General features: G+C 67.0%; 14 protein-coding genes. 7 read left to right on the top strand and 7 right to left on the bottom strand.

What is annotated here, in order from left to right:
- The first annotated feature begins 36 nt into the window (after positions 1-36).
- The 3 genes from V6M63_RS04450 to V6M63_RS04440 are packed head-to-tail and all read left to right on the top strand — an operon-like array spanning position 37 to position 5,517.
- Positions 37-2,007 carry a DNA topoisomerase IV subunit B gene (locus tag V6M63_RS04450; protein WP_332739844.1) on the top strand — a complete coding sequence of 657 codons (1,971 nt, stop codon included), beginning with the start codon at positions 37-39 and terminating at the stop codon, positions 2,005-2,007.
- Between the two features lie 26 nt (positions 2,008-2,033).
- Complete coding sequence (gene parC / locus V6M63_RS04445) at positions 2,034-4,385, top strand: DNA topoisomerase IV subunit A (protein ID WP_332739842.1); 2,352 nt, start codon at positions 2,034-2,036, stop codon at positions 4,383-4,385.
- 4 nt (positions 4,386-4,389) lie between these two features.
- Positions 4,390-5,517, top strand: coding sequence for a DNA glycosylase AlkZ-like family protein (locus V6M63_RS04440; RefSeq protein WP_332739840.1), 1,128 nt, complete (start codon positions 4,390-4,392; stop codon positions 5,515-5,517).
- A 58-nt stretch (positions 5,518-5,575) separates the two neighbouring features.
- On the opposite strand, the gene V6M63_RS04435 is transcribed toward V6M63_RS04440, so the two are convergent.
- From V6M63_RS04435 to V6M63_RS04405, 7 genes are all read right to left on the bottom strand, one after another.
- Positions 5,576-6,241 carry a DUF799 domain-containing protein gene (locus V6M63_RS04435; RefSeq protein WP_332740147.1) on the bottom strand — a complete coding sequence of 222 codons (666 nt, stop codon included), beginning with the start codon at positions 6,239-6,241 and terminating at the stop codon, positions 5,576-5,578.
- Positions 6,242-6,255: 14 nt separating this feature from the next.
- Entirely contained in the window at positions 6,256-6,606 is a 351-nt protein-coding gene (locus V6M63_RS04430; protein ID WP_332739838.1) for a DUF4810 domain-containing protein, read from the bottom strand.
- Positions 6,607-6,623: 17 nt separating this feature from the next.
- Positions 6,624-7,295 carry a CsgG/HfaB family protein gene (locus V6M63_RS04425; RefSeq protein WP_332739836.1) on the bottom strand — a complete coding sequence of 224 codons (672 nt, stop codon included), beginning with the start codon at positions 7,293-7,295 and terminating at the stop codon, positions 6,624-6,626.
- 551 nt (positions 7,296-7,846) lie between these two features.
- Positions 7,847-8,314 (bottom strand): RidA family protein, encoded by a 468-nt coding sequence (locus V6M63_RS04420; RefSeq protein ID WP_332739834.1) that lies wholly within the window; start codon positions 8,312-8,314, stop codon positions 7,847-7,849.
- 69 nt (positions 8,315-8,383) lie between these two features.
- Positions 8,384-9,355 (bottom strand): transglutaminase family protein, encoded by a 972-nt coding sequence (locus tag V6M63_RS04415; protein ID WP_332739832.1) that lies wholly within the window; start codon positions 9,353-9,355, stop codon positions 8,384-8,386.
- Between the two features lies 1 nt (position 9,356).
- Positions 9,357-11,993, bottom strand: a complete 2,637-nt coding sequence (locus V6M63_RS04410; protein ID WP_442909533.1) for a circularly permuted type 2 ATP-grasp protein — start codon at positions 11,991-11,993, stop codon at positions 9,357-9,359.
- Between the two features lie 59 nt (positions 11,994-12,052).
- Positions 12,053-15,559 (bottom strand): transglutaminase family protein, encoded by a 3,507-nt coding sequence (locus V6M63_RS04405; RefSeq protein WP_332739828.1) that lies wholly within the window; start codon positions 15,557-15,559, stop codon positions 12,053-12,055.
- Between the two features lie 153 nt (positions 15,560-15,712).
- On the opposite strand from V6M63_RS04405, the gene V6M63_RS04400 reads away from it, so the two are divergent.
- The 4 genes from V6M63_RS04400 (at position 15,713) to urtA (ending at position 22,135) form a co-directional block, all read left to right on the top strand.
- On the top strand, positions 15,713-18,154 hold the full coding sequence (locus tag V6M63_RS04400) for a DNA internalization-related competence protein ComEC/Rec2 (RefSeq protein WP_332739827.1): 2,442 nt from the start codon (positions 15,713-15,715) through the stop codon (positions 18,152-18,154).
- Between the two features lie 54 nt (positions 18,155-18,208).
- Positions 18,209-19,648, top strand: coding sequence for a circularly permuted type 2 ATP-grasp protein (locus V6M63_RS04395; protein ID WP_332739826.1), 1,440 nt, complete (start codon positions 18,209-18,211; stop codon positions 19,646-19,648).
- Positions 19,649-19,672: 24 nt separating this feature from the next.
- On the top strand, positions 19,673-20,632 hold the full coding sequence (locus V6M63_RS04390) for an alpha-E domain-containing protein (RefSeq protein WP_332739824.1): 960 nt from the start codon (positions 19,673-19,675) through the stop codon (positions 20,630-20,632).
- A 210-nt stretch (positions 20,633-20,842) separates the two neighbouring features.
- Entirely contained in the window at positions 20,843-22,135 is a 1,293-nt protein-coding gene (gene urtA, locus V6M63_RS04385) for an urea ABC transporter substrate-binding protein (protein WP_332739822.1), read from the top strand.
- Positions 22,136-22,211: the final 76 nt, after the last annotated feature.

Genomic DNA, 22,211 nt, shown 5'->3' with positions numbered 1-22,211 from the left:
AGTCTTTCCGGGCTGCCGTGCTTACAATCCGCCCCCATGGCAACCCAAACCCCCCCCGCATATTCCGAAGGCTCCATCCGCGTCCTCAAGGGCCTGGAGCCGGTCAAGCAGCGGCCGGGCATGTACACCCGGACCGACAACCCACTGCACATCATTCAGGAGGTGCTCGATAACGCGGCCGACGAGGCCCTGGCCGGGCACGGCAAGAAGATCAAGGTCACGCTGCACACCGACCACTCGGTGAGCGTGGAAGACGACGGCCGCGGCATCCCGTTCGGCTTGCACCCCGAAGAAAAGGCCCCTGTGGTCGAGCTGGTGTTCACCCGGCTGCACGCCGGCGGCAAGTTCGACAAGGGCAAGGGCGGCGCCTACAGCTTCTCGGGCGGCCTGCACGGCGTGGGTGTGAGCGTGACCAACGCCCTCTCGACCCGGCTGGAAGTCATCAGCTACCGCGAAGGCCAAGTGGCAAAGCTCGCGTTTTCCGCCGGTGACGTGATCGAGCCGCTGGTGCTGGCGCCAAAGGGCGAGGGCGACCGCAAGCAGGGCACCACGGTGCGCGCATGGCCCGACCCCAAGTACTTCGAGTCGGCCGCGCTGCCCATGGCCGAGCTCACCCACCTGCTGCGCAGCAAGGCGGTGCTGATGCCGGGCGTGACGGTGACCCTGGTCAACGACAAAACCAGGGACATCCAGACCTGGCTCTACAAGGGCGGCCTGCGCGACTACCTGCAGCAGACGCTCAACGGCGACCCGGTCATTCCGCTGTTCGAAGGTGAAGGCTTTGCCGACAGCGGGCACGACAGCTTCGCCGAAGGCGAAGGCGCGGCCTGGTGCGTGGCCTTCACCGAAGACGGCCAGCCCGTGCGCGAGAGCTATGTGAACCTGATTCCCACCAGCGCGGGCGGCACGCACGAGAGCGGCCTGCGCGACGGCCTGTTCCAGGCGGTCAAGGGCTTCATCGAGCTGCACGCGCTGCTGCCCAAGGGCGTGAAGCTGCTGCCGGAAGACGTGTTTGCGCGCGCTTCGTATGTGCTCAGCGCCAAGGTGCTCGACCCGCAGTTCCAGGGCCAGATCAAGGAGCGTCTGAATTCGCGCGACGCCGTGCGCCTGGTCGGCAGCTTCGTGCGCCCCGCGCTGGAGCTCTGGCTCAACCAGCACGTGGACTACGGCAAGAAGCTCGCCGAACTCGCCATCAAGGCCGCGCAGTTCCGCCAGAAGGCGGGTCAGAAGGTCGAGAAGCGCAAGGGCTCGGGCGTGGCCGTGCTGCCCGGCAAGCTCACCGACTGCGAGAGCAAGGACCTGGCGCACAACGAGGTGTTTCTGGTCGAGGGCGACTCGGCCGGCGGCAGCGCCAAGATGGGCCGCGACAAGGAATGCCAGGCCGTGCTGCCGCTGCGCGGCAAGGTGCTCAACACCTGGGAGGTCGAGCGCGACCGGCTGTTTGCCAACAACGAGATCCACGACATCGCCGTGGCCATCGGTGTCGATCCGCACGGCCCCAACGACACACCCGACCTCAGTGGCCTGCGTTACGGCAAGGTCTGCATCCTGTCGGACGCCGACGTGGACGGCTCGCACATCCAGGTGCTGCTGCTCACATTGTTCTTCCGCCATTTCCCCAAGCTCATCGACGCCGGCCACGTGTTCGTCGCGCGCCCGCCGCTGTTTCGCGTGGACATCCCCGCGCGCGGCAAGAAGCCCGCGGCCAAGCAGTACGCGCTGGACGACGGTGAACTGCACGCCATCCTCGACAAATGCGCCAAGGACGGCGTGCCGCCCGAGAAGTGCCAGATCAGCCGCTTCAAAGGCCTGGGCGAGATGAACGCCGAACAGCTGTGGGACACCACGCTCAACCCCGACACGCGCCGCCTCATGCCGGTGGTGCTGGGTGCGATCAATTTCGCGGACACCGAAGCCCTCATCACCAAGCTCATGGGCAAGGGCGAAGCCGCCTCGCGCCGCGAGCTCATGGAGTTGCACGGCGACTCGGTCGAGATCGACATCTGATCGCCCTCTCACTTTTGCACTGACACATGTCCGACATCCTGAACCCAGAATTGCCCTTGTCCGAACCGGACGACGGCCTGAACCTCGCGAACTACGCGCAGCGCGCCTACCTCGAGTACGCGCTCTCCGTCGTGAAAGGCCGCGCACTGCCCGACGTCTGCGACGGCCAGAAGCCGGTGCAGCGGCGCATCCTCTACAGCATGGACCGCATGGGTCTGGGCTTCAGCGGACCCAACAACAACACCGCCGCGCGCCCGGTGAAAAGCGCGCGCGTGGTCGGTGACGTGCTGGGCCGTTTCCACCCGCACGGCGACCAGGCCGCGTACGACGCGCTGGTGCGCATGGCGCAGGATTTTGCGCAGCGCTACCCGCTCATCGACGGCCAGGGCAACTTCGGTTCGCGCGACGGCGACGGCGCGGCGGCCATGCGCTACACCGAGGCGCGGTTGGCCAAGATCACCACGCTGCTGCTCGACGAGATCGATGAAGGCACGGTGGACTTCGTGCCCAACTACGACGGCTCCACCGTGGAGCCCAAGCAACTGCCCGCACGCCTGCCGTTCAACCTGCTCAACGGCGCATCCGGCATCGCCGTGGGCCTGGCCACCGAAATCCCCAGCCACAACCTGCGTGAGGTGGCCGACGCCTGCGTGGCGCTGATCAAGACCCCGAAGCTCACCGACGACGAACTCTTCGCCATCCTGCCCGGACCGGATTACCCGGGCGGCGGCCAGATCATCAGCCCGGCGGGTGACATCGTCGACGCCTACCGCACCGGGCGCGGCAGCCTCAAGGTGCGCGCACGCTGGAAGATCGAAGAGCTCGCGCGCGGCCAGTGGCAACTGGTGGTGACGGAACTGCCGCCCGGCGTGAGCACGCAGCGTGTGCTGGAAGAGATCGAGGAACTCACCAACCCCAAGGTGAAGGCCGGCAAGAAGGCGCTGACGCAGGACCAGACGCAACTCAAGGCCAGCATCCTGATGGTGCTCGACGGCGTGCGCGACGAATCGAGCAAGGACGCCCCGGTGCGCCTCTTGTTCGAGCCCAAGAGCAGCCGCATCGGGCAACAGGAGCTCATCACCGCGCTGCTCGCGCACACCAGCCTGGAGAGCTCGACACCGATCAACCTCACCATGATCGGGCTCGACGGCCGGCCCACGCAGAAGTCGCTGCGGCAGATGCTCAACGAATGGATCGAATTCCGCCAGAGCACCATCACGCGCCGCTCGCAGCACCGCCTCACCAAGGTGCTGGACCGCATCCACATCCTCGAAGGCCGGCAGCTCGTGCTGCTCAACATCGACGAAGTGATCCGCATCATCCGCCACAGCGACGAGCCCAAGGCCGCGCTGATCGAGCGCTTCAGGCTCAGCGACCGGCAGGCCGAAGACATTCTTGAAATCCGCCTGCGCCAGCTCGCGCGTCTCGAAGCCATCAAGATCGAGCAGGAGCTCAAGTCGCTGAAAGAAGAGCAGGGCAAGCTGGAAGACATCCTGGGCAATCCGGGCAGCCTGAAGCGCCTGATGGTGAAAGAGATCGAGGCCGACGCCAAGACGTTTGCCGATGCGCGCCGCACGCTGATCCAGACCGAGAAGAAAGCCGTGGCCGAGATCAAGGTGGTGGACGAACCCGTGACGGTGGTGGTGTCCAGCAAGGGCTGGGTGCGTGCGCGAACCGGCCACGGCCACGAGGCCGGCAGCTTCGCATTCAAGGCCGGCGACGGTCTGTACCGCACCTTCGAATGCCGCACGGTGGACACCATGATCGTCTTCGGCAGCAACGGGCGTGTTTACAGCGTGCCCGTGGCCAGCCTGCCGGGCGCGCGCGGCGACGGCCAGCCCATCACCACGTTGATCGAACTCGAAAGCGGCACGCAGCCGCTGCACTACTTCGCCGGCCCGGCCAACGCCGCGCTGCTGCTCGCCAGTTCGGGTGGCTACGGCTTCCTCGCGACGGTGGAGAACATGGTGTCGCGCCAGCGCGGCGGCAAGACCTTCCTGAACCTGGGTGAAGGTGAAACGCCCTGCGCGCCCTCGCATGCGGCATTCACCTCCGGCGCTCAACCGCTGAACGCAGCCACCCACGTGTGCTGTGCCTCCACCGGTGGGCGCATCCTCACGTTTGAGATCGGCGAACTCAAGCTGATGGAGAAGGGTGGTCGCGGCCTGATGCTGATCGACCTCGAACCCAAGGACACCCTGGCCGGCGCGGCGGCCTACACGCGCAGCGTGAAGATCGAAGGCATCGGGCGCGGCGGCAAGGAGCGCGAGGAAACGCTGGAGATCCGCAGCCTGAACAACGCCCGCGCGGCGCGGGCCCGCAAGGGCAAGGCCGCCGATCTGGGCTTCAAGCCCAGCCGCGTCACCAGAGTGGAATAAGAAGGTGGCGCGCTCGCCCACACTGGACGAATTGCGCCGCTACGCGATCGCGCGCAGCCTGTTCAAGCCGCTGACGCTGCCGGCCGCGATTCGCCGGCTCGGCTTTGTGCAGGCCGACCCGATGCGGGCACCGGCGCGGGCGCAGGACCTGATCCTGCGCATGCGGGTGCGCGACTACCGCGCGGGCGATTTGGAGCGCCGCTACGAGCGGCTGGGCATCGAGGAAGACGCGTTCGTCAACTACGGTTTCGTCTCGCGCGACATGCTGGCGCTGCTGCACCCACGCACGCCGCGCCGGCCGTGGGACGCGGCCACCACCCGCCGGGCGCAGGAGGTGCTGGCCTTCGTGCAGGCGCGGGGTGTGGTGCACCCGCGTGAGGTGAGCGAGGCCTTTGCGCACCACGGCCGTGTGGCCGGCTACTGGGGCGGGGAACTCAACGCGAGCACCCGCCTGCTGGACGACATGCACCACCACGGCTGGTTGCGGGTGTGCCGCCGTGAGTCGGGCACCCGGGTGTACGCGCCGATGGAGCACCCCGAGCAGGACGCCGATCCCGCCTCGCGCCTGGCGCGCGCCGAGGCCCTGGTCGATCGCATCGTGGCGCTGTATGCGCCATTGCCCGCGCCCAGCCTGGGCTACCTGGTCACGCTGCTGCGTTACGGCGCGCCTCACCTAGCGGTCGAGGCGCGCGCGGTGGCCAAGGCGGCGCGTTCGCGCTATGGCCATGCGGTGATCGACGGCACCACCTGGTACTGGCCGGCGGACGAGAACCCGGTCTCGCGCCGCCACCAGCCAGACCAGGAAGTGCGGCTGCTCGCACCGTTCGATCCCGTGGTCTGGGACCGCCGTCGCTTCGAGATGCTGTGGGACTGGACGTACAAGTTCGAGGCCTACGTGCCCGCGCCGAAGCGCACCATGGGCCACTACGCGCTGCCCGTGCTGTGGGGCGAACAGATGGTGGGCTGGGCCAACCTGCGCCGGGAGCGCGGGCAGCTTCGGCACGAACTGGGGTTTGCCGCAGCGCGACCGCGCGATGCGGGCTTCCAGCGCGCACTTGAAGAAGAACTGGCACGTTTTGAAGTCTTCCTGGCAAGCACACAGGCGGCACCGGTCGGTGACGTTGCGCCATGAAGAAGGGCCGCGAGAGCGGCCCTTCTTCATGGGTTGAACTCACCACCCGGCAAGACTCTCATGGTCTTCCATCGGCATAGGCAGGGTGCCGTGGCCCCGGCAGGAGACCGTCGCCAGCACGCACAGACAGCAGGCGATGGCTTGCGATGCCCGCCACAGCGTGGCTCTGATCGGTGACCGAGCTGAGGACCTGTTGAACCAGCGCTGTGATCAAGAGCCCCACCAGACCCGCGCTGTTGTTGTTCTTGCCCTCTTCACTGGACGCACTGGCCGTGCCGTCCCACAACAACGTCCCGGTTCTGGTATCGACCAGCCGTGCATGGGCTTCCACCACGGTGGCGCTGCCCACCACGTAGTAGGTGGCACCATAGCGCTTGACCTTCATGTACAGAACAGCGTCGGCACCAAAGATGTCGTTGAGTTTCTTCAGATCGACAGCGTGCATGTCGTCGGCCTGGGTCAGACCGTTCTGGCGAAATGTTTCGTCGACCAGTGCGACCGGCAAAACGTAGTAGCCAGCCTCGGCCAGCGGCTTGCTGCTGTGCGAAAGCAGGCTGTGGGTGGCTTTGACGTCCAGCGATTCATTGACAGGCGGCAGCACCAGGATGGACCGGGGCTTTGCCTGTTTGAGCGCGGTGTAGTCGTAGGCCCTGGGGGCCGCGCAACCCGTGAGCAGCGCGGCCACCATCAAGGCGGCGGTTGAGAAAAGGCGAGTGGAAGACATGGGCATGACGATTCTCATTTTTTGAACTGGGCCAGCAGCCGGTTCATGAAAGGAGTGGACTCGGGGAATCTGGATTTCTCGAGTTCAAGCTGCTGCACCATCTGATCGTCTCTGCCCACCTTCGAATAGAGCATGCCCAGATGTGCGTGCAGGCCCGGAGGAGTGGCGGTGCCATTGGCCTGGATGGTTTGCAACTGCAGCTCCAGTGCGGCAATCTGTGCCTCGGGCGATTCGCCCTTGAAGTGCCCGTGAACCTGAGCGGGGTAGCTGTCCCATTGGTACAGGGGTTTGCTGGTGGCCATGCAGCCGCTCAACAGCAGGGTTGCGCCCAGCAGCGCCAGCGCTCGTGTGGTGAGGTATGTCATGAGATCTAACCTCACGCTCACAGGGCTGGGCGCCAAGCGCCTGAGTCGATGCCTGCCACCAGCTTCTCGACGGCTTCGCGGATCGCGAGGTCAAGCACCTTGCCATTGAGGGTGGCATCGTAGCTGGCGGTACCACCGAAGCCGATGATCTCGCGGTTGCTCAGGCTGTACTCGCCGGCACCCTGCACCGAATACACGACTTCCGACGTTTGGGTCTTGACGATGTTGAGGCTGACCTTGGCGTAGGCCGATTGCGACTTGCCCTTGCCGAGGATGCCGAAGAGCTGGTGGTCCCCCACTTCCTTGCGACCGAACTCGGTGACGTCGCCCGTGATCACATAGTCGGCGCCCTTGAGCTTCTGCACCTGACCGCTCAGCCCGGCTTCTTGCCGGGTTTCGCTCATGTTTTCGCGGTCCAGCACGCTGAAGCGGTTGGACTGCTGCAGGTGGGTGACAAGGATGGTTTTTGATTGCCCGCCGAGCCGGTCCACGCCATCGGAGAAAAGCCCACGCATGTAGCTGGACCGGTTGTCGAACTTGCCGATGGAGATGGGTGTGCGTGGACCGCTGTACACGCTGGTGGCACTGGCCACCTGCGCAGTGGGCAGGCTTCTGGAGGCCTCGGTGGCGCAGCCGGTCAAGGCCAGAATGGCACACGCCGTCGCTGCCCAATGTTGAATTCGAGTCATGAAATCGCTCCCTTGGATACGAACTAAGTACAAACCGCGGGCACGATTGAAGCATGCTTTCGAGCGGGCCCGAACCATTCCGATTCCTTGAGAGCGTGATTTCCGTTACGAAAGTTCGGCGATGATCTCCATCTCCAGGCAGGCACCCTGATGCGGTGGCGCCGCGTCGAACGCGCTGCGCTTGCTGCCTGAGCAGCGCCCACATCACAGCAAGGCTGCGACGTGGGACTTCAAACCGGATCGCGTGACGCAGGTTGAGAGAACATGGAAAACGGTGAATGGACCGGGATGGTGATTGCAGCAGCGCTGGCGGTGCTGGCGTTCGGTGTCACACGCCTTGCAGTGCGCCACTTCGCAAGGCGCCGCGCCGCCAAAGATCAAGTGGCAGCACAAGCCACCCAGAGCCGCCAGGTGCGGCGAGCCAGCGAACGCAGGAAGCGGTAATTCCCTTCGAGCGAGACAGCCCCGCCCAGGGGCATCGCGGGTCCGGCTACGCCGGCCCAAGATGCCGCCCCCCTCCCAGGGGGGAGCGCCGTGAGGCGCACGGGGGGTCAACCCAGTTCAGCGATCAGCTCGATCTCCACACACGCACCCATGGGCAGTTGCGCCACGCCGAACGCACTGCGGGCATGTGCGCCCACCGGTCCGAAGATCTGGCCGATCAGTTCGCTGCAGCCGTTGGTGACCAGGTGCTGTTCGGTGTAGGTGGCGGTGGAGTTGACCAGGCTGAGGACCTTGACGATGCGTTTGACGCTGTTGAGATCCTTGCCGGCGGCCAGGCAGGCAGCGGCCAGGGTGCCGAGCAGGTCGATGGCCACGGCGCGCGCGGCTGCCTTTCCCTCGTCGGTCGTCATGGTCAGGCCGAGCTGGCCGACCCAGGGCTTGCCATCCTGCCTGGCGATGTGGCCGCTCAGGAAGATGAGGTTGCCGGTCTGCACGAAGGGCACGTAGGCCGCGGCGGGCACCGAGACGGGGGGCAGGGCGATGCCCAGTTCGGACAGCTTGTCGTAAATGCTCATGGGATGGCTCCTGAAGAATGAGCGACCCATTCTAATGACCGCCCCGCTGCGGGACGGGCTGCGCGAGCCTCAGGCCTTGGGGCCGTTCGTCAGGGCTTCGAGCGCCTTGAGTTCGTCGGGCGGTGCCACGGTCACGGCCACTTGCAGCGTGTGATCGGCGCCGCTCTGGATCACGCCGCGCATGGGTGAGACGTCGCCAAAATCGCGGCCGGTGGCCAGCGTCACATAGTCTTCGCCGGGACTGCCCCAGCCGCAGCGGTTGTTGGTGGGGTCGAAGTCGAACCACGCGCCCTGGGGTTGCGCTTCCTCATCCGACTCGCTCACCACCGGCACGTAGACCGACACCCAGGCGTGTGAGGCATCGGCTCCGATCAGGCGCACCTTGCCCGGTGCCGGGCGCGTGAGCAGGTAGCCGCTCACGTAGCGCGCCGGCAAGCCCAGGGTGCGCAGGCAACCCAGCATGATGTGGGCGAAATCCTGGCACACACCCTTGCCTTGTTCGAGCGCTTCGAGCGCGGGTGTGTTCACCTCGGTGCTGGCCGTCTCGTAGATCAACTCGGTGTGAATCCGCTCCATCAGCGCCTGCGCTGCGGCCAGAGCGGGCAGGCCGGGCAGGAATGCAGGACGCGCGAAGGCGGCAAAGGCATCGTCGCGCGGCACGTAGGGCGAAGCAAACAGGAACTCGCTGGCCGGATCGAACGGTGCGTTGGCGCGGTAGCGGAAGTGCTCGCGCACGCGCTCCCAGGTCATGCCGCGCCACGGCGGGCCCTGGGGCAGCGGCTGGTGTTTGCTGGTCTCGACCAGGCTGTCGGCCTCGACCGTGAGCACGCTGTGCGTGGCCTGCAGCGAAAAGAAGGTGCGCTGGTTGCCGAACACGTCGGTGGTCTGGCTGCGCGCGGCCGGCATCGGGTCGATGCGCAACTCGCTCTGGAGCACACGCTGATGCGGCGTGCTCAGAGGGCACAGGTGCACCATGTGCTGCGCGAGGTCGATCGAGCCGTGGTAGCGGTAGCGGGTGCGATGCAGTATCCGTAGGAGCATGTCAAACCCCTAGGGACTGGTTGCGCAGATCGGCGTGACTGAAGTGCAAACGGCTGAGTTCGTCGGAGAGTTCTGCCGCCGCGATCTCACAGCCATCCAGCAGCTCGGCGAGATCGCTCCAGGTGCGCAGGCCTTCGGGGCTGCGTTGCCAGTTGCTCAGGTCTTGCAGCACCCAGGTGTCCGGGTTGGGCAGCCCCTGGGCGAGCACGGCATCTTGTGGGGTGGCGCTGCCGGCCAGCTTGGCCAGGCGCGAGCGCAGCGTCTGCACCACCCAGGCCAGCGAGCGCGGGTTGTCGCGGTCCATCACGAGCAGGTCGATCAGGGCGACCATGTCGCGACGTTGCTGGTACTGCGCATGAAAGGTGATGGTGCTGTCGAACAGCGCGATCACGGCCTCGAAGCCGGCCTGGTCGTGCACGCAACCGTGTTCGAGCGCCAGCGAGAGCGCACGCGAGAGTGTGACGAGGCGTTCGATGTGCCGGCCCATGGAGAGCAGGCGCCACCCGTCATCGTGCACCATGCGGTCGGTTTGTGAGCCGGTGATGGCGGCCAGCAGCTCGCTGGCGTTCTGCAGTGCCGTCATGGCTTCGGCGGTCGTGTACTCGGCTTCGGCCGAGAGGGCCGCGCAGTCGCGCGCAAAGCCGGTTTCGGTGCGCTCGATCAGGTGCCAGTGTTCTTGCGACAGGCGCTCGCGCACCTGCGAGGCGGCGGCCTTGAGCGCGCGCAGGTTGAAGCCCACGCTGTGCGACTTCGCGGCCATCGGGTCGGAGGCCTTGGGCGAGAGCGCTGCAATGAGGCTGCGCGCGAACACGCGCGGGGAAGCGGTGGCGGTCGGGGCGCCGGCGAGCACCAGCGAGTTTTCGGAAGCGGTGGCTGTGAGCCAGGCCATCAGCGGGCGCGAGTTGGATTCTTCGCCACCGAGGTGGTTGAGCACGATCTGCGCGAGGCGCACGCTGTTTTCGGCGCGTTCGGTGTATCGACCCAGCCAGAACAGGTTTTCCGCGGCGCGGCTGGTCACGGGGCGCTTCTGTTGCGCCAGCGCCAGCGTGCTGGGCGCCGACTGCAGCAGACTGGTGTGGTCCACCGGGCCTTCGGTGAGCACCCAGCAGTCGGCGCTGCTGCCACCGCGCTGCATCGCGGCAATGAGCTCGCCGCGCGGTGCCAGGCGCACCAGGCCGCCGGGCAACACGCGCCAGGAGCCGGCGCCGTCGGCCAGCGCAAACACGCGCAGCATGGCCGAACGCGGCATGAGCCGCTCGCCCGACCAGGTGGGGGTTTGCGAGAGCGGCAGCCACGACTGCACGGTGTAGTGGTCGGGGTGGCGCGCCATGCGGCCGGACCACTCGTTGAGCTCGCGCTCGCTCAGGCTCTGACCCATGGCCGTGTCCAGGCCCGAGCGCGGGTAGGTGGGCTTGATCACGCTGCCCTTGAGCAGCGGCAGCACCTCGCGCAACGCGGCGTCTTCGCCGCACCACCAGGTGGCCAGCGAGGGCAGGGCGAGTTCTTCACCGAGCAGGTGGCGGCTGATGGCGGGCAGGAAACCGAGCAGCGCGCTGGATTCGAGCGGCGCCGAACCGGGCGCGTTGGCCAGCAGCAGGTTGCCCGCGCGCAGCACCTGCAGCAGGCCGGGCACGCCCAGGCGTGAGTCGGAGCGCAGTTCCAGCGGGTCGAGCCATTCGTCGTCCAACCGCTTGATCAGCGCGTGCACCGGCTCCAGGCCGCTGAGTGTCTTGAGGAACAGGCGCTGGTCGCGCACGGTGAGGTCGTTGCCCTCGACCAGCGTGAGGCCGAGGTAGCGCGCGAGGTAGGCGTGCTCGAAATAGGTTTCGTTGTACGGGCCGGGCGTGAGCAGCGCGATGCGCGCGTTCTCGCCTTCGGGGCACATGCGCTTGATGCCGTCCATGAGCGCGCGGTAGCTCGCGGCCAGGCGCTGCACCTTCATGCCGGCGAAGGCCTTGGGGAACTGGCGCGCGATGGCGATGCGGTTTTCCAGCAGGTAGCCCAGGCCCGACGGCGCCTGCGTGCGTTGCCCGACCACCCACCAGCGGCCGTCGGGGCCGTGGGCCAGATCGAAGCCCACGATGTGCAGCCAGGTGTCGCCCAGGGGTTTCACGCCCTGCATGGAGCGCAGATAGCCCGGATGCCCCTGCACGAGGGCGGCGGGCAGCAGGGCGCGCTTGAGCAGTTCGCGCTCGCCGTACAGGTCGCCCATGATGGCGTTGAGCAGGCGCGTGCGCTGCAGGACGCCGGTCTCGATCTGCGCCCAGTCGGTCGGGCCGAGAAGCATGGGAAACAGATCCAGTGCCCAGGGCCGCTGCAGGCCGGCCGAGGCGTCGGCATAGACGTTGTACGTCACGCCGTTGTCGCGGATCTGGCGCTGCAGGTTGTCGCTGCGGCGGTTCAGATCCTTGAAACCGTCGGTGCCGATGTGCTCGAAGAAGCTGCCCCAGTGGGATGACAGCGCGTCGCTGGTGGACTTGCCGCCGGCACGCAATTCGTCGCGGTGGCCGGCATCGGCAGGGATCGACAACGACAAGGCCCAGTCGCCGGGGTTCTCGGGACTGAGCTCGTCAAACAGGGAGTCGGAGGCGTCGTTGTTCACTGCACCCGAGTATGCCCGCTGGCCCGCAGGCGCCACCCCCGGCGGGGTGGCGCCTTGTTGCTTCCGTCACACAGGGCGTTTCGCCCGGCGAACGGTCAGTAGCGCAGGTCCAGCGTGGCGGGGAACTCACGGCTGCTGCTGGCCGGCTTCACGTCCATGTGGCCCGGGGTGTGCCCCATCTGGAAGAAGCGCGACATGCGACGGCTCTCGGCCTCGTAGGCGTTGATCGGGAAGGTGTCGTAGTTGCGCCCTCCCGGATGCGCCACGTGGTACTGGCAGCCGCCCATCGAGCGCTTCATCCAGGTGTCGACGATGTCGAAGGTGAGTGGCGCGTGCGACGGAATCGACGGGTGCAGGGCCGACGGCGGGCTCCACGCCTTGTAGCGCACCCCGGCCACGTACTCGCCGGCGGTGCCGGTGGTCTGCAGCGGGATGGCGCGGCCGTTGCAGGTGATCACGTGGCGGCTGTCGTTCCAACCGCTCACGCGCACCTCGATGCGCTCGAGCGACGAATCGACATAGCGCACGGTGCCGCCCGGCGCGCCTTCTTCGCCCATCACATGCCAGGGCTCCAGCGCGCTGCGCAGCGTGAGCTCGATGCCGCGCGCAGCCACCTGGCCCACCATGGGGAAGCGGAATTCGAAATGCGGGTCGAACCAGGCCATGTCGAATTGGTAGCCAAAGTCGGCCAGGTCGGTGAGCACGTCTTCGAAGTCCATGCGCACGTAGGTGGGCAGCAGGTAGCGATCGTGCAGCTCGGTGCCCCAGCGGGTGAGGCGGCCGTGCCAGGGTTGCTGCCAGAAGCGCGAGACCAGGGCGCGCAGCAGCAGCTGTTGCGCGATGCTCATGCGCGCGTGCGGTGGCATTTCAAACGCGCGCAGCTCCAGCAGACCCAGGCGGCCCGTGGGCGTGTCGGGCGAGTAGAGCTTGTCGATGCAGAACTCGCTGCGGTGCGTGTTGCCCGTCACGTCGATCAGGATGTTGCGCAACGTGCGGTCGACCATCCACGGCGGCATGTGGTCGCCGTAGGTGGTGCGGTTCTTCTCGATCTGCGCGAGCGCGATTTCCAGCTCGTACAGCTGGTCGTTGCGCGCTTCGTCCACACGCGGGGCCTGGCTGGTCGGGCCGATGAAGAGGCCGCTGAACAAATACGACAGCGAGGGGTGGTTGTGCCAGTAGGCAATGAGGCTGCCGAGCAGCTCGGGCTTGCGCAGGAAAGGCGAGTCGGCCGGGGTGGCGCCGCCCATCACGAAGTGGTTGCCGCCACCCGTGCCGGTGTGGCGGCCGTCGGTCATGAACTTCTCGGCGCACATCCTGGTCTGGTGCGCGGCCTCGTACAGGAACTCGGTGTGCTCCACCAGTTCGCCCCAGGTGTGGGCCGGGTGGATGTTGACTTCCACCACACCCGGGTCGGGTGTGATCTGCAGCATCTTCAGGCGCGGGTCGCGCGGTGGCGGGTAGCCCTCCAGCACGACGGTCACGCCCAGGCGCTCGGCCGTGGCTTCCACCGCGGCCAGCAGATCGAGGTAGTCCTCCAGGTGGGCCATCGGCGGCATGAAGACATACAGGTGCTGGATCTTGCCGCCGCCGGCCTTCTCGGCCTTGGGGCCACTGGCGCGGTGCGGGTCGCGGGCTTCCACGCACAGCGCGGTGCGCGTGAGCCAGGCAGCCGATTCGGCGCGCTGCGGAAAGCGGGCCGACAAGGCTTGTGCCGGTGCGGCGCCGGGGCCGGGTTGGCCAGGGCGCAGGCCTTCCACGGTTTCGGCGTCGGGGTCGAAGTCCATGCCCTGCATCGACACCGTGCCGCCTTCGGCAAAGCCGCCGCCCACCTGGTGCGGCGAGACCTGGTGCTTCACCGCGGCGCCGCGCGGCAGCGGGTCGCGCGCGGTGTGCGGGTCCTGTTCGATGTGGTACGGGTAGTCGCCGGCCGAGACCCAGGGCAGTGAGTCCAGCGGCAGGCGGTAACCCATGGGCGAGTCGCCTGGCACGAGGTACATGCGTTCGTCGCGGAAGAACCAGGGGCCGGTGGACCACACGGTGCCCGAGATGCGCGCGTAGGTGCTCTTGCCGTTGTTGGACAAGGCGCCGTTGGGGCCCGAAGCCTGCAGCGGCAGCACATAGCCCACGGTGGCTTCCAGGCCCTGGGTGAACACGCGGCGCAGGCGCGCGCGCTCCAGTTCGTCGTCGAGCTTGGCATCGAACGGGTCCACGTTGACCGGCAGGCGGCGCTCGCGCCAGAGGTAGTACCAGGTGTCCTCGAAGCCGGGGGTGATGTACTGCGTGGACAGGCCGAGCTTGCGGGCCAGCGCCTGGGTGAAGCGGCGCGCGTCGTCGCTGGTGTAGTGCTTCTCGTCGCGCTCATCGGCGAGCAGCGCGGGGTTCTGCCAGATGGTTTCGCCGTCGGCGCGCCAGAACATGGACAGCGCCCAGCGCGGCAGCTGTTCGCCCGGGTACCACTTGCCCTGACCCATGTGCACGAAGCCGCCCGCGCCGTATTCCACACGCAGGCGGTCCAGCAGTTCCGTGGCGTAGCCGCGCTTGGTGGGGCCGAGCGCGTCGATGTTCCATTCGGCCGCGTCGCGGTCGCTGGTGGCCACGAAGGTGGGCTCACCGCCCATGGTCAGGCGCACGTCGTGTTTCTGCAGGTCGACGTCGACCTTCTCACCCAGGGCCACCACGCCGGCCCACTGGTCGTCGGTGTAGGGCAGGGTCACGCGGGGGGATTCGTAGACCCGGGTCACACCCATGTGGTGGCTGAACTCCACCTCGCACTTGTCCATGGCGCCTTCCACCGGCGCGGCACTCGAGGGCTGCGGCGTGCAGGCCAGCGGGATGTGGCCTTCACCCGCGAGCAGGCCGGAGGTCGGGTCCAGGCCGATCCAGCCGGCGCCGGGCAGGAACACCTCGCACCAGGCGTGCAGGTCGGTGAAGTCCTGTTCGGGGCCGTTGGGTCCGTCGACCGATTTCACGTCGGACTTGAGCTGGATCAGGTAGCCCGAGACAAAGCGCGCGGCCAGGCCCATGTGGCGCAGGATCTGCACCAGCAGCCAGCCGGTGTCGCGGCAGGAGCCGCTGCCCAGCTTCAGCGTTTCTTCAGGCGCCTGCACGCCCGGCTCCATGCGGATGGTGTACGCAATGGCGTGCTGCAGCTTCTGGTTCACGTCCACCAGAAAGTCGATCGTGCGGCGCTCGCTGCGATCCACCGTGGCGAGATACGCCTTGAGCAGCGGTGTCACGGGCGCGGTGACCAGGTAGGGCGCGAGTTCCTTTTTCTGTTCCTCGTCGTAGGTGAACGGGAAGTTCTCGGCGCGCGGCTCCAGGAAAAAGTCGAACGGGTTGTAGACCGCCATTTCCACCACCAGGTCGATCGTGACCTTGAACTCGGTGGTGGGCTCCGGGAAGACCAGGCGGGCCTGGTAGTTGGCAAACGGGTCTTGCTGCCAGTTGATGAAATGCCCTTCGGGTTCGATGCGCTGGGAGTACGACAGCACCTTGGTGCGGCTGTGCGGCGCGGGCCGAAGACGGACCACCTGGGGGCCGAGTTTGACCAGCCGGTCGTATCGATAATGCGTGATGTGGCTCAGAGCGACATGAATGGCCATGTGGGGGCTTTCAACGGGGAGGAAAACAATGAATCGTCAGGCAGATGCTGGGCCGTGGGCGCTGGGACTTATCCTAGCAAGTCTTGCGCCAAAGAACGATGACGCCACCGCAGGCACCGCTTTTGTGCGGGCGTTGCGCGCGCTTCGCTGATCATGCGATGGGGCTGGCTGGCAGGGCTGCCCGGCTGGGTGCTGGGCGTGGCACTGCAGTTGCAGCAGCCGGTGCTGTGGCCGTTGCAGGTGTATGCCTTGTTGCTGTGCGCGGGTGTGGCCTGGGCCGCTGGCTCGCGGCGGTTGCGCTTCGCGCTGCCTGGGGCCGTGCTGGCGGGTGCGTTGATCGGCTTTGGCCTCACCGGTGCGCGCGCCACGCATTTCGCCAGCCACGCGCTGGACCCGGCCCTGCAGGGGACCGACATCGAACTGATCGGGCGTGTGGCCTCGTTGCCGCAGCGCATGGCGCAAGGCGAGCGGTTCGAATTCATCGTGGAGGCGGCCATGCGCGCGGGCAAGCCGGTGCCAGTGCCCGAGCGCATCCAGCTCGGTTGGTACAGCGGCTTTGCCCCCGCCGCCGAAGAACCGCTGTGGGAACTCGCCCGCCAAGGTCCGGCCGTGCACGCTGGCGACCGCTGGCGTTTCACGGTGCGCCTGCGCAGCCCCCACGGGCTGTCCAACCCGCACGGCTTCGACCGCGAACGCTGGCTGTGGGAGCAAGGCATCCAGGCCACCGGCCACGTGAAGAGCGGGCCGCGCGACCCGGCGCCCCAACGGCTGGGCGCGAGCGGGCGGCACCCGCTGGACGCCCTGCGCCAGAGCGTGAGCGAGCGCATCGACGAGCGCGTGAGCGATCCGCGCAACGCGGGTGTGCTGGCGGCCCTGGTGGTGGGTGACCAGTCCGCCATCGACCGCGCCGACTGGACCCTGTTCCGCACCACCGGTGTGGCCCACCTCATGAGCATCTCGGGCTTGCACGTGACCATGTTCGCCTGGCTGGCCACCGCGCTGCTGGCCTGGGGCTGGCGGCGCCTGGCCCGGGTCTGGCCGCAAGCGTTGCTGGCGGTGCCCACGCCGGTGGTCGCGGGCCTGGGCGGCGTGGCGCTGGCGGCGGCGTACGCCTTGTTTTCCGGTTGGGGCGTGCCGGCGCAGCGCACGGTGATCATGCTGGCGGTGGTGGTGGGCCTGCGCCTGGGTGTGCGGCGTTGGCCGTGGCCGGTGGTGTGGCTGCTGGCGATGTGGGCGGTGTTGCTGCTCGATCCCTGGGCGTTGATGCAGCCGGGTTTCTGGCTCAGCTTCGTCGCGGTGGGCATCCTGTTTGCCACCGACCCCGGGCGCTCGCAGGGCGCGGCACGCGGCGGGCCGCTGCACCGACGAGGAGGGCGGGCGCTGCTGCATCTGCTGCGCGAACAGGGCGTGGTCACGCTGGCCCTGGCGCCGCTCACGCTGCTGTTGTTCGGGCAGTTCTCGGTGGTGGGGCTGCTGGCCAACCTGGCGGCCATTCCGCTGGTGACCTTGCTGATCACGCCACTGGCCCTGCTGGGTGTGGCGCTGCCGCCGTTGTGGGATGCAGCAGCCTGGGTGGTGCAAGCCATGTCGGTGGGCCTGCAGTGGCTGGGCCAGTGGTCCTGGGCGGCGGTGTTCCGCCCCGCGGCGCCCTGGCCGATGGCGTTGGCGGCGGTGGCCGGCGGCGCCTTGCTGGTGCTGCGCCTGCCGTGGGTGGTGCGATCAGCGGGGCTGTTGCTGCTGGCGCCCGCGCTGCTGTATGCGCCGCCGCGTCCGGCACCGGGGCAGTTCGAGCTGATCGCGCTGGACGTGGGGCAGGGCAGCGCGGTGCTGGTGCGCACCGCCGACCACAGCCTGCTGTTCGACACCGGTCCGCGCTTCGGCCCGGAGAGCGATGCGGGCGAGCGCGTGGTGCTGCCGCTGCTGCGCTCGCTGGGTGAACAACTGGACGCGGTGGTGGTGAGCCACCGCGACAGCGATCACGCGGGTGGTGCCGAGGCGGTGCGCGCGGCGCACCCGCAGGCGCGGTGGCTGTCGTCGTTCAGCGCAGACGCGCCAGAGCGCTGCATGGCAGGCCAACGCTGGGCGTGGGACGGTGTGACTTTTGAGGTGTTGCGCCCGTGGCCGCAAGACTTTGCCGCCGATGGCCAGGGCCTGCTCAGCAGCAATGCCATGTCGTGCGTGCTGCGGATCGCCAGCGCGCAGCACAGCGCCTGGCTCGGCGGTGACATCGACGCCGCACGCGAGGTGCAACTGGCACTCGCCCGGCCCGATGACCGCGCCACCGTGATGCTGGCGCCGCACCACGGCAGCCTCACGTCGAGCACGCCGGTGCTGCTCAACACCTTGCAGCCGCGCTGGGTGCTCGTGCAGTCGGGCTACCGCAACCGCTTCGGCCACCCCGCAGCGGCGGTGCTGGAGCGCTACCGCCAGCGCGGCATTGCCTGGGTGAATTCGCCCGACTGCGGCGCGGCCACCTGGCGCAGCGCCGAACCCGAAACGGTCGACTGCCATCGTGAACACGCACGTCGCTACTGGCACCACACGGGGCACCACACGGACCTTGCGGCGCGCTCGTCCGGGGCTCTGGAGCCCTGAATCCGGAATTGTTGGCCCAGTCCTTGCTATGCTGTGGTCAGGAGAAAAAAGCCCATGAGCAGACCGATGTTTGACGAAATGAATGCCTCGCCCAGCGAGGTCCGGGCCCATTACGAGAACTACGCCCGCTGGCTGGCGCAGCAGCCGGACGACGTCATGGCAGCGCGGCGCGAAGAGGCGGAAATGATCTTTCGTCGCGTCGGCATCACCTTTGCGGTGTACGGCGCCAAGGACGAAGACGGCTCCGGCACCGAGCGGCTGATTCCCTTTGATCTCATTCCACGCATCATTCCGGCGCACGAGTGGCAGAGCATGGAAGAAGGCCTGGTGCAGCGCGTGACCGCGCTCAACCGCTTCATCCACGACGTCTACCACGACCAGGAAATCATCAAGGCGGGCATCGTGCCGGCCGAGCAGATCTTCCAGAACGCGCAGTTCCGCCCCGAAATGATGGGCGTGGACGTGCCCCACAACATCTACTCGCACATCTCGGGCGTGGACATCGTGCGTGCCCCCAACGCCGACGGCGTGGGCGAGTACTACGTGCTCGAAGACAACCTGCGCGTGCCCAGCGGGGTGAGCTACATGCTCGAAGACCGCAAGATGATGATGCGGCTGTTCCCCGAACTCTTCGGCGAGAACCGCGTGGCCCCGGTGGCCCACTATCCCGACCTGCTGCTGGAAACCCTGCGCGCGGTGAGCCCGGCCACCACGGCCGAACCCACGGTGGTGGTGCTCACGCCCGGCATGTACAACAGCGCCTACTTCGAACACGCCTTCCTGGCGCAGCAGATGGGCATCGAGCTGGTGGAAGGGCAGGACCTCTTCGTCAAGGACAACTTCGTCTACATGCGCACCACGCGTGGCCCGAAGCGCGTGGACGTGATCTACCGCCGGGTCGACGACGACTTTCTCGACCCCTCGGTGTTCCGCCCCACCTCCACCCTGGGCTGCGAAGGCCTGCTCGGCGTGTACCGCAGTGGCAACGTGGCCATCTGCAACGCGGTGGGCACCGGTGTGGCCGACGACAAGTCGATCTACCCCTACGTGCCCAAGATGATCGAGTTCTACCTGGGGCAGAAGCCCATCCTGAACAATGTGCCCACCTTCATGGGCCGCGACGCCGAAGACCTCAAGTACATGCTCGCCAACATGAAGGACCTGGTGGTCAAGGAAGTGCATGGCGCCGGTGGCTACGGCATGCTGGTCGGCCCGGCCTCCACCCAGGCCGAGATCGAGGACTTCCGCAAGGCCGTGGTGGCCAACCCCGGCGGCTACATCGCCCAGCCCACGCTCTCGCTGTCCACCTGCCCCACCTACGTGCAGAGTGGCGTGGCACCGCGCCACATCGACCTGCGCCCCTTTGTGCTCAGCGGCAAAGAGGTGCAGATGGTGCCTGGTGGCCTCACGCGGGTGGCGTTGAAAGATGGCTCGCTGGTCGTCAACTCTTCACAGGGTGGGGGAACCAAGGACACCTGGGTACTGGAAGACTGAGTCCGTTCGTTCAAGGGAAAACACATGCTGTCACGCACCGCCGACCATCTCTTCTGGATGTCCCGCTACACCGAGCGCGCGGAGAACACCGCCCGCATGCTCGACGTGAACTACCAGACCTCACTGCTGCCGCAGTCCGCCGCCGTGGCCCAGGTGGGCTGGGAAGGCCTGCTCGTCATCAGCGAGCTCATGCCGGCCTACAACAAGAAGTACGGCGAAGCCATCACGCCGCGCAACGTGCTCGACTTCATGGTGCGCGACGAGTCCAACCCGTCGAGCATCGCCACCTGCCTGAAGGCCGCGCGTGAAAACGCCCGCGCCGTGCGCGGCGCGCTCACCACCGAGCTGTGGGAAACGCAAAACCAGACCTGGCTGGAACTCGGTCGCATGCTCAAGAGCAAGAACTTCGAGCGCGACCCCAGCGAATTCTTCGAATGGGTCAAGTTCCGCTCGCACCTCTCGCGCGGCGTGGCCATCGGCACCATGCTGCAAGACGAGGCGTTTCACTTCTACCGCATGGGCACCTTCCTGGAGCGCGCCGACAACACCGCGCGCCTGCTCGACGTGAAGTTCCACGCCGTGCACAGCGACTTCTTCGGCAACGCCAGCGAGCTCGACCAGGAGTACGACTTCTACCACTGGAGCGCCATCCTGCGCAGCGTGAGCGGCTTCGAGGTCTACCGCAAGGTCTACCGCGACGTGATCTCGCCCGAGCGCGTGGCCGAGCTGCTCATCCTGCGCGCCGACATGCCGCGCAGCCTGGCCGCCAGCCTCAACGAAGTGGTCAACAACCTCACCGTGGTCTCCAACGACCTGTCGGCCGAAACCCTGCGCCGCGCCGGCAAGCTCAAGGCCGACCTGCAGTACGCCCGCATCGACGAGATCCTCTCCACCGGCCTGCATGCTTTCCTCACGCAGTTCCTGGACCGGGTGAACGAACTCGGTGGGCGCATCAGCCAGGACTTTCTGGTGCCGGCGGGCTGAAAGCCGCCGACCCCATGACAAAGGCCAGCTTCGTGCTGGCCTTTTGCGTGGTGCCTCACGCAACCCGCGTTGACGTACGCCACCCGGCGTACATACGCCCCCGACGCGCCTCCCTAGCATCCAGTTGTCCGCTGAGCCACGCCCGAAGAGGGCAGCCGGCGGCGCCAACACCAACCCCTCACGGGACCTCGGAAACTCTGGAGAAGCGCCATGTCCAATCACCACAACTCACGCCGTTTCACCCTCAAGACCCTCTCGGCCGCTGCCGTGGCCGTCACGCTCGGCGGCCTCTCAAGCCTGCCGGCCCACGCCCAGGAGACCATCAAGGTCGGCGTCCTGCACAGCCTCTCGGGCACCATGGCCATCTCGGAAACCGTGCTCAAGGACACGGTGCTGATGGCCATTGACGAGATCAACGCCAAGGGCGGCCTGCTGGGCAAGAAGCTCGAGCCCGTCGTCGTTGACCCGGCCTCCAACTGGCCGCTGTTCGCTGAAAAAACCAAGCAGCTGCTGACGCAGGACAAGGCCGCCGTGATCTTCGGTTGCTGGACCTCGGTCTCGCGCAAGTCGGTGCTGCCGGTGGTGGAAGAGGCCAACGGCCTGCTGTTCTACCCCGTGCAATACGAAGGCGAAGAGCTGAGCAAGAACGTGTTCTACACCGGTGCCGCGCCCAACCAGCAGGCCATCCCCGCGGTGGAATACCTGATGAGCAAGGACGGCGGTTCGGCCAAGCGCTGGGTGCTGCTGGGCACCGACTACGTGTACCCCCGCACGACCAACAAGATCCTGCGCGCCTTCCTGAAGGCCAAGGGCGTGGCCGATGCCGACATCATGGAGGAGTACACCCCGTTCGGTCACTCCGACTACCAGACCATCATTGCCAAGATCAAGAAGTTCTCGTCCGAAGGCAAGAAGACGGCCGTGGTCTCCACCATCAACGGTGACTCCAACGTGCCGTTCTACAAGGAGCTGGGCAACGCCGGCCTGTCCGCCAAGGACGTGCCCGTGGTCGCCTTCTCGGTGGGCGAAGAAGAGCTGCGCGGTGTGGACACCAAGCCGCTGGTGGGCCACCTGGCTGCATGGAACTACTTCATGAGCGTGAAGAGCCCGGCCAACACCGAGTTCACCAAGAAGTGGGCGGCTTATGCCAAGGCCAAGAACATCCCCGGCCACAAGGATAAGCCCCTCACCAACGACCCGATGGAAGCCACCTACATCGGCGTGAACATGTGGGCGCAGGCCGTGACCAAGGCCAAGTCCACCGACACCGACAAGGTGATCGCGGCCATGGCCGGCCAGACCTTCAAGGCACCGGGTGGCTTCACCAGCACCATGGACAAGGAAAACCACCACCTGCACAAGCCGGTGTTCATCGGCGAGATCAAGGCCGATGGCCAGTTCAACGTGGTGTGGAAGACGCCCGGCCCCGTGGTCGCCGATCCATGGAGCGACTACATCGCAGAGAACAAGGGGAAAAAGAACGTCCCCGAAATGAAGAAGTAAAGGAGCACCCCCCTGCGCCGCTGACGCGGCTTCCCCCCTCTCTGGCGCGCCTGCGGCGCTGGGAGGGGGGACGGCA

The organism is Hydrogenophaga sp., assembly GCF_036675665.1.
In the GTDB taxonomy this organism is placed as follows: domain Bacteria; phylum Pseudomonadota; class Gammaproteobacteria; order Burkholderiales; family Burkholderiaceae_C; genus Hydrogenophaga.
This window is presented reverse-complemented; position numbering and strand designations above follow the sequence as displayed.

Coding starts and splice junctions, on each gene's coding strand:
- V6M63_RS04405 (WP_332739828.1), bottom strand. CDS start 15,559: ATGGCCATTCATGTCGCTCTGAGCCACATCACGCATTATCGATACGAC.
- urtA (WP_332739822.1), top strand. CDS start 20,843: ATGTCCAATCACCACAACTCACGCCGTTTCACCCTCAAGACCCTCTCG.
- V6M63_RS04450 (WP_332739844.1), top strand. CDS start 37: ATGGCAACCCAAACCCCCCCCGCATATTCCGAAGGCTCCATCCGCGTC.
- V6M63_RS04435 (WP_332740147.1), bottom strand. CDS start 6,241: ATGTCTTCCACTCGCCTTTTCTCAACCGCCGCCTTGATGGTGGCCGCG.
- V6M63_RS04390 (WP_332739824.1), top strand. CDS start 19,673: ATGCTGTCACGCACCGCCGACCATCTCTTCTGGATGTCCCGCTACACC.
- parC (WP_332739842.1), top strand. CDS start 2,034: ATGTCCGACATCCTGAACCCAGAATTGCCCTTGTCCGAACCGGACGAC.
- V6M63_RS04395 (WP_332739826.1), top strand. CDS start 18,209: ATGAGCAGACCGATGTTTGACGAAATGAATGCCTCGCCCAGCGAGGTC.
- V6M63_RS04420 (WP_332739834.1), bottom strand. CDS start 8,314: ATGAGCATTTACGACAAGCTGTCCGAACTGGGCATCGCCCTGCCCCCC.
- V6M63_RS04430 (WP_332739838.1), bottom strand. CDS start 6,606: ATGACATACCTCACCACACGAGCGCTGGCGCTGCTGGGCGCAACCCTG.
- V6M63_RS04415 (WP_332739832.1), bottom strand. CDS start 9,355: ATGCTCCTACGGATACTGCATCGCACCCGCTACCGCTACCACGGCTCG.
- V6M63_RS04425 (WP_332739836.1), bottom strand. CDS start 7,295: ATGACTCGAATTCAACATTGGGCAGCGACGGCGTGTGCCATTCTGGCC.
- V6M63_RS04400 (WP_332739827.1), top strand. CDS start 15,713: ATGCGATGGGGCTGGCTGGCAGGGCTGCCCGGCTGGGTGCTGGGCGTG.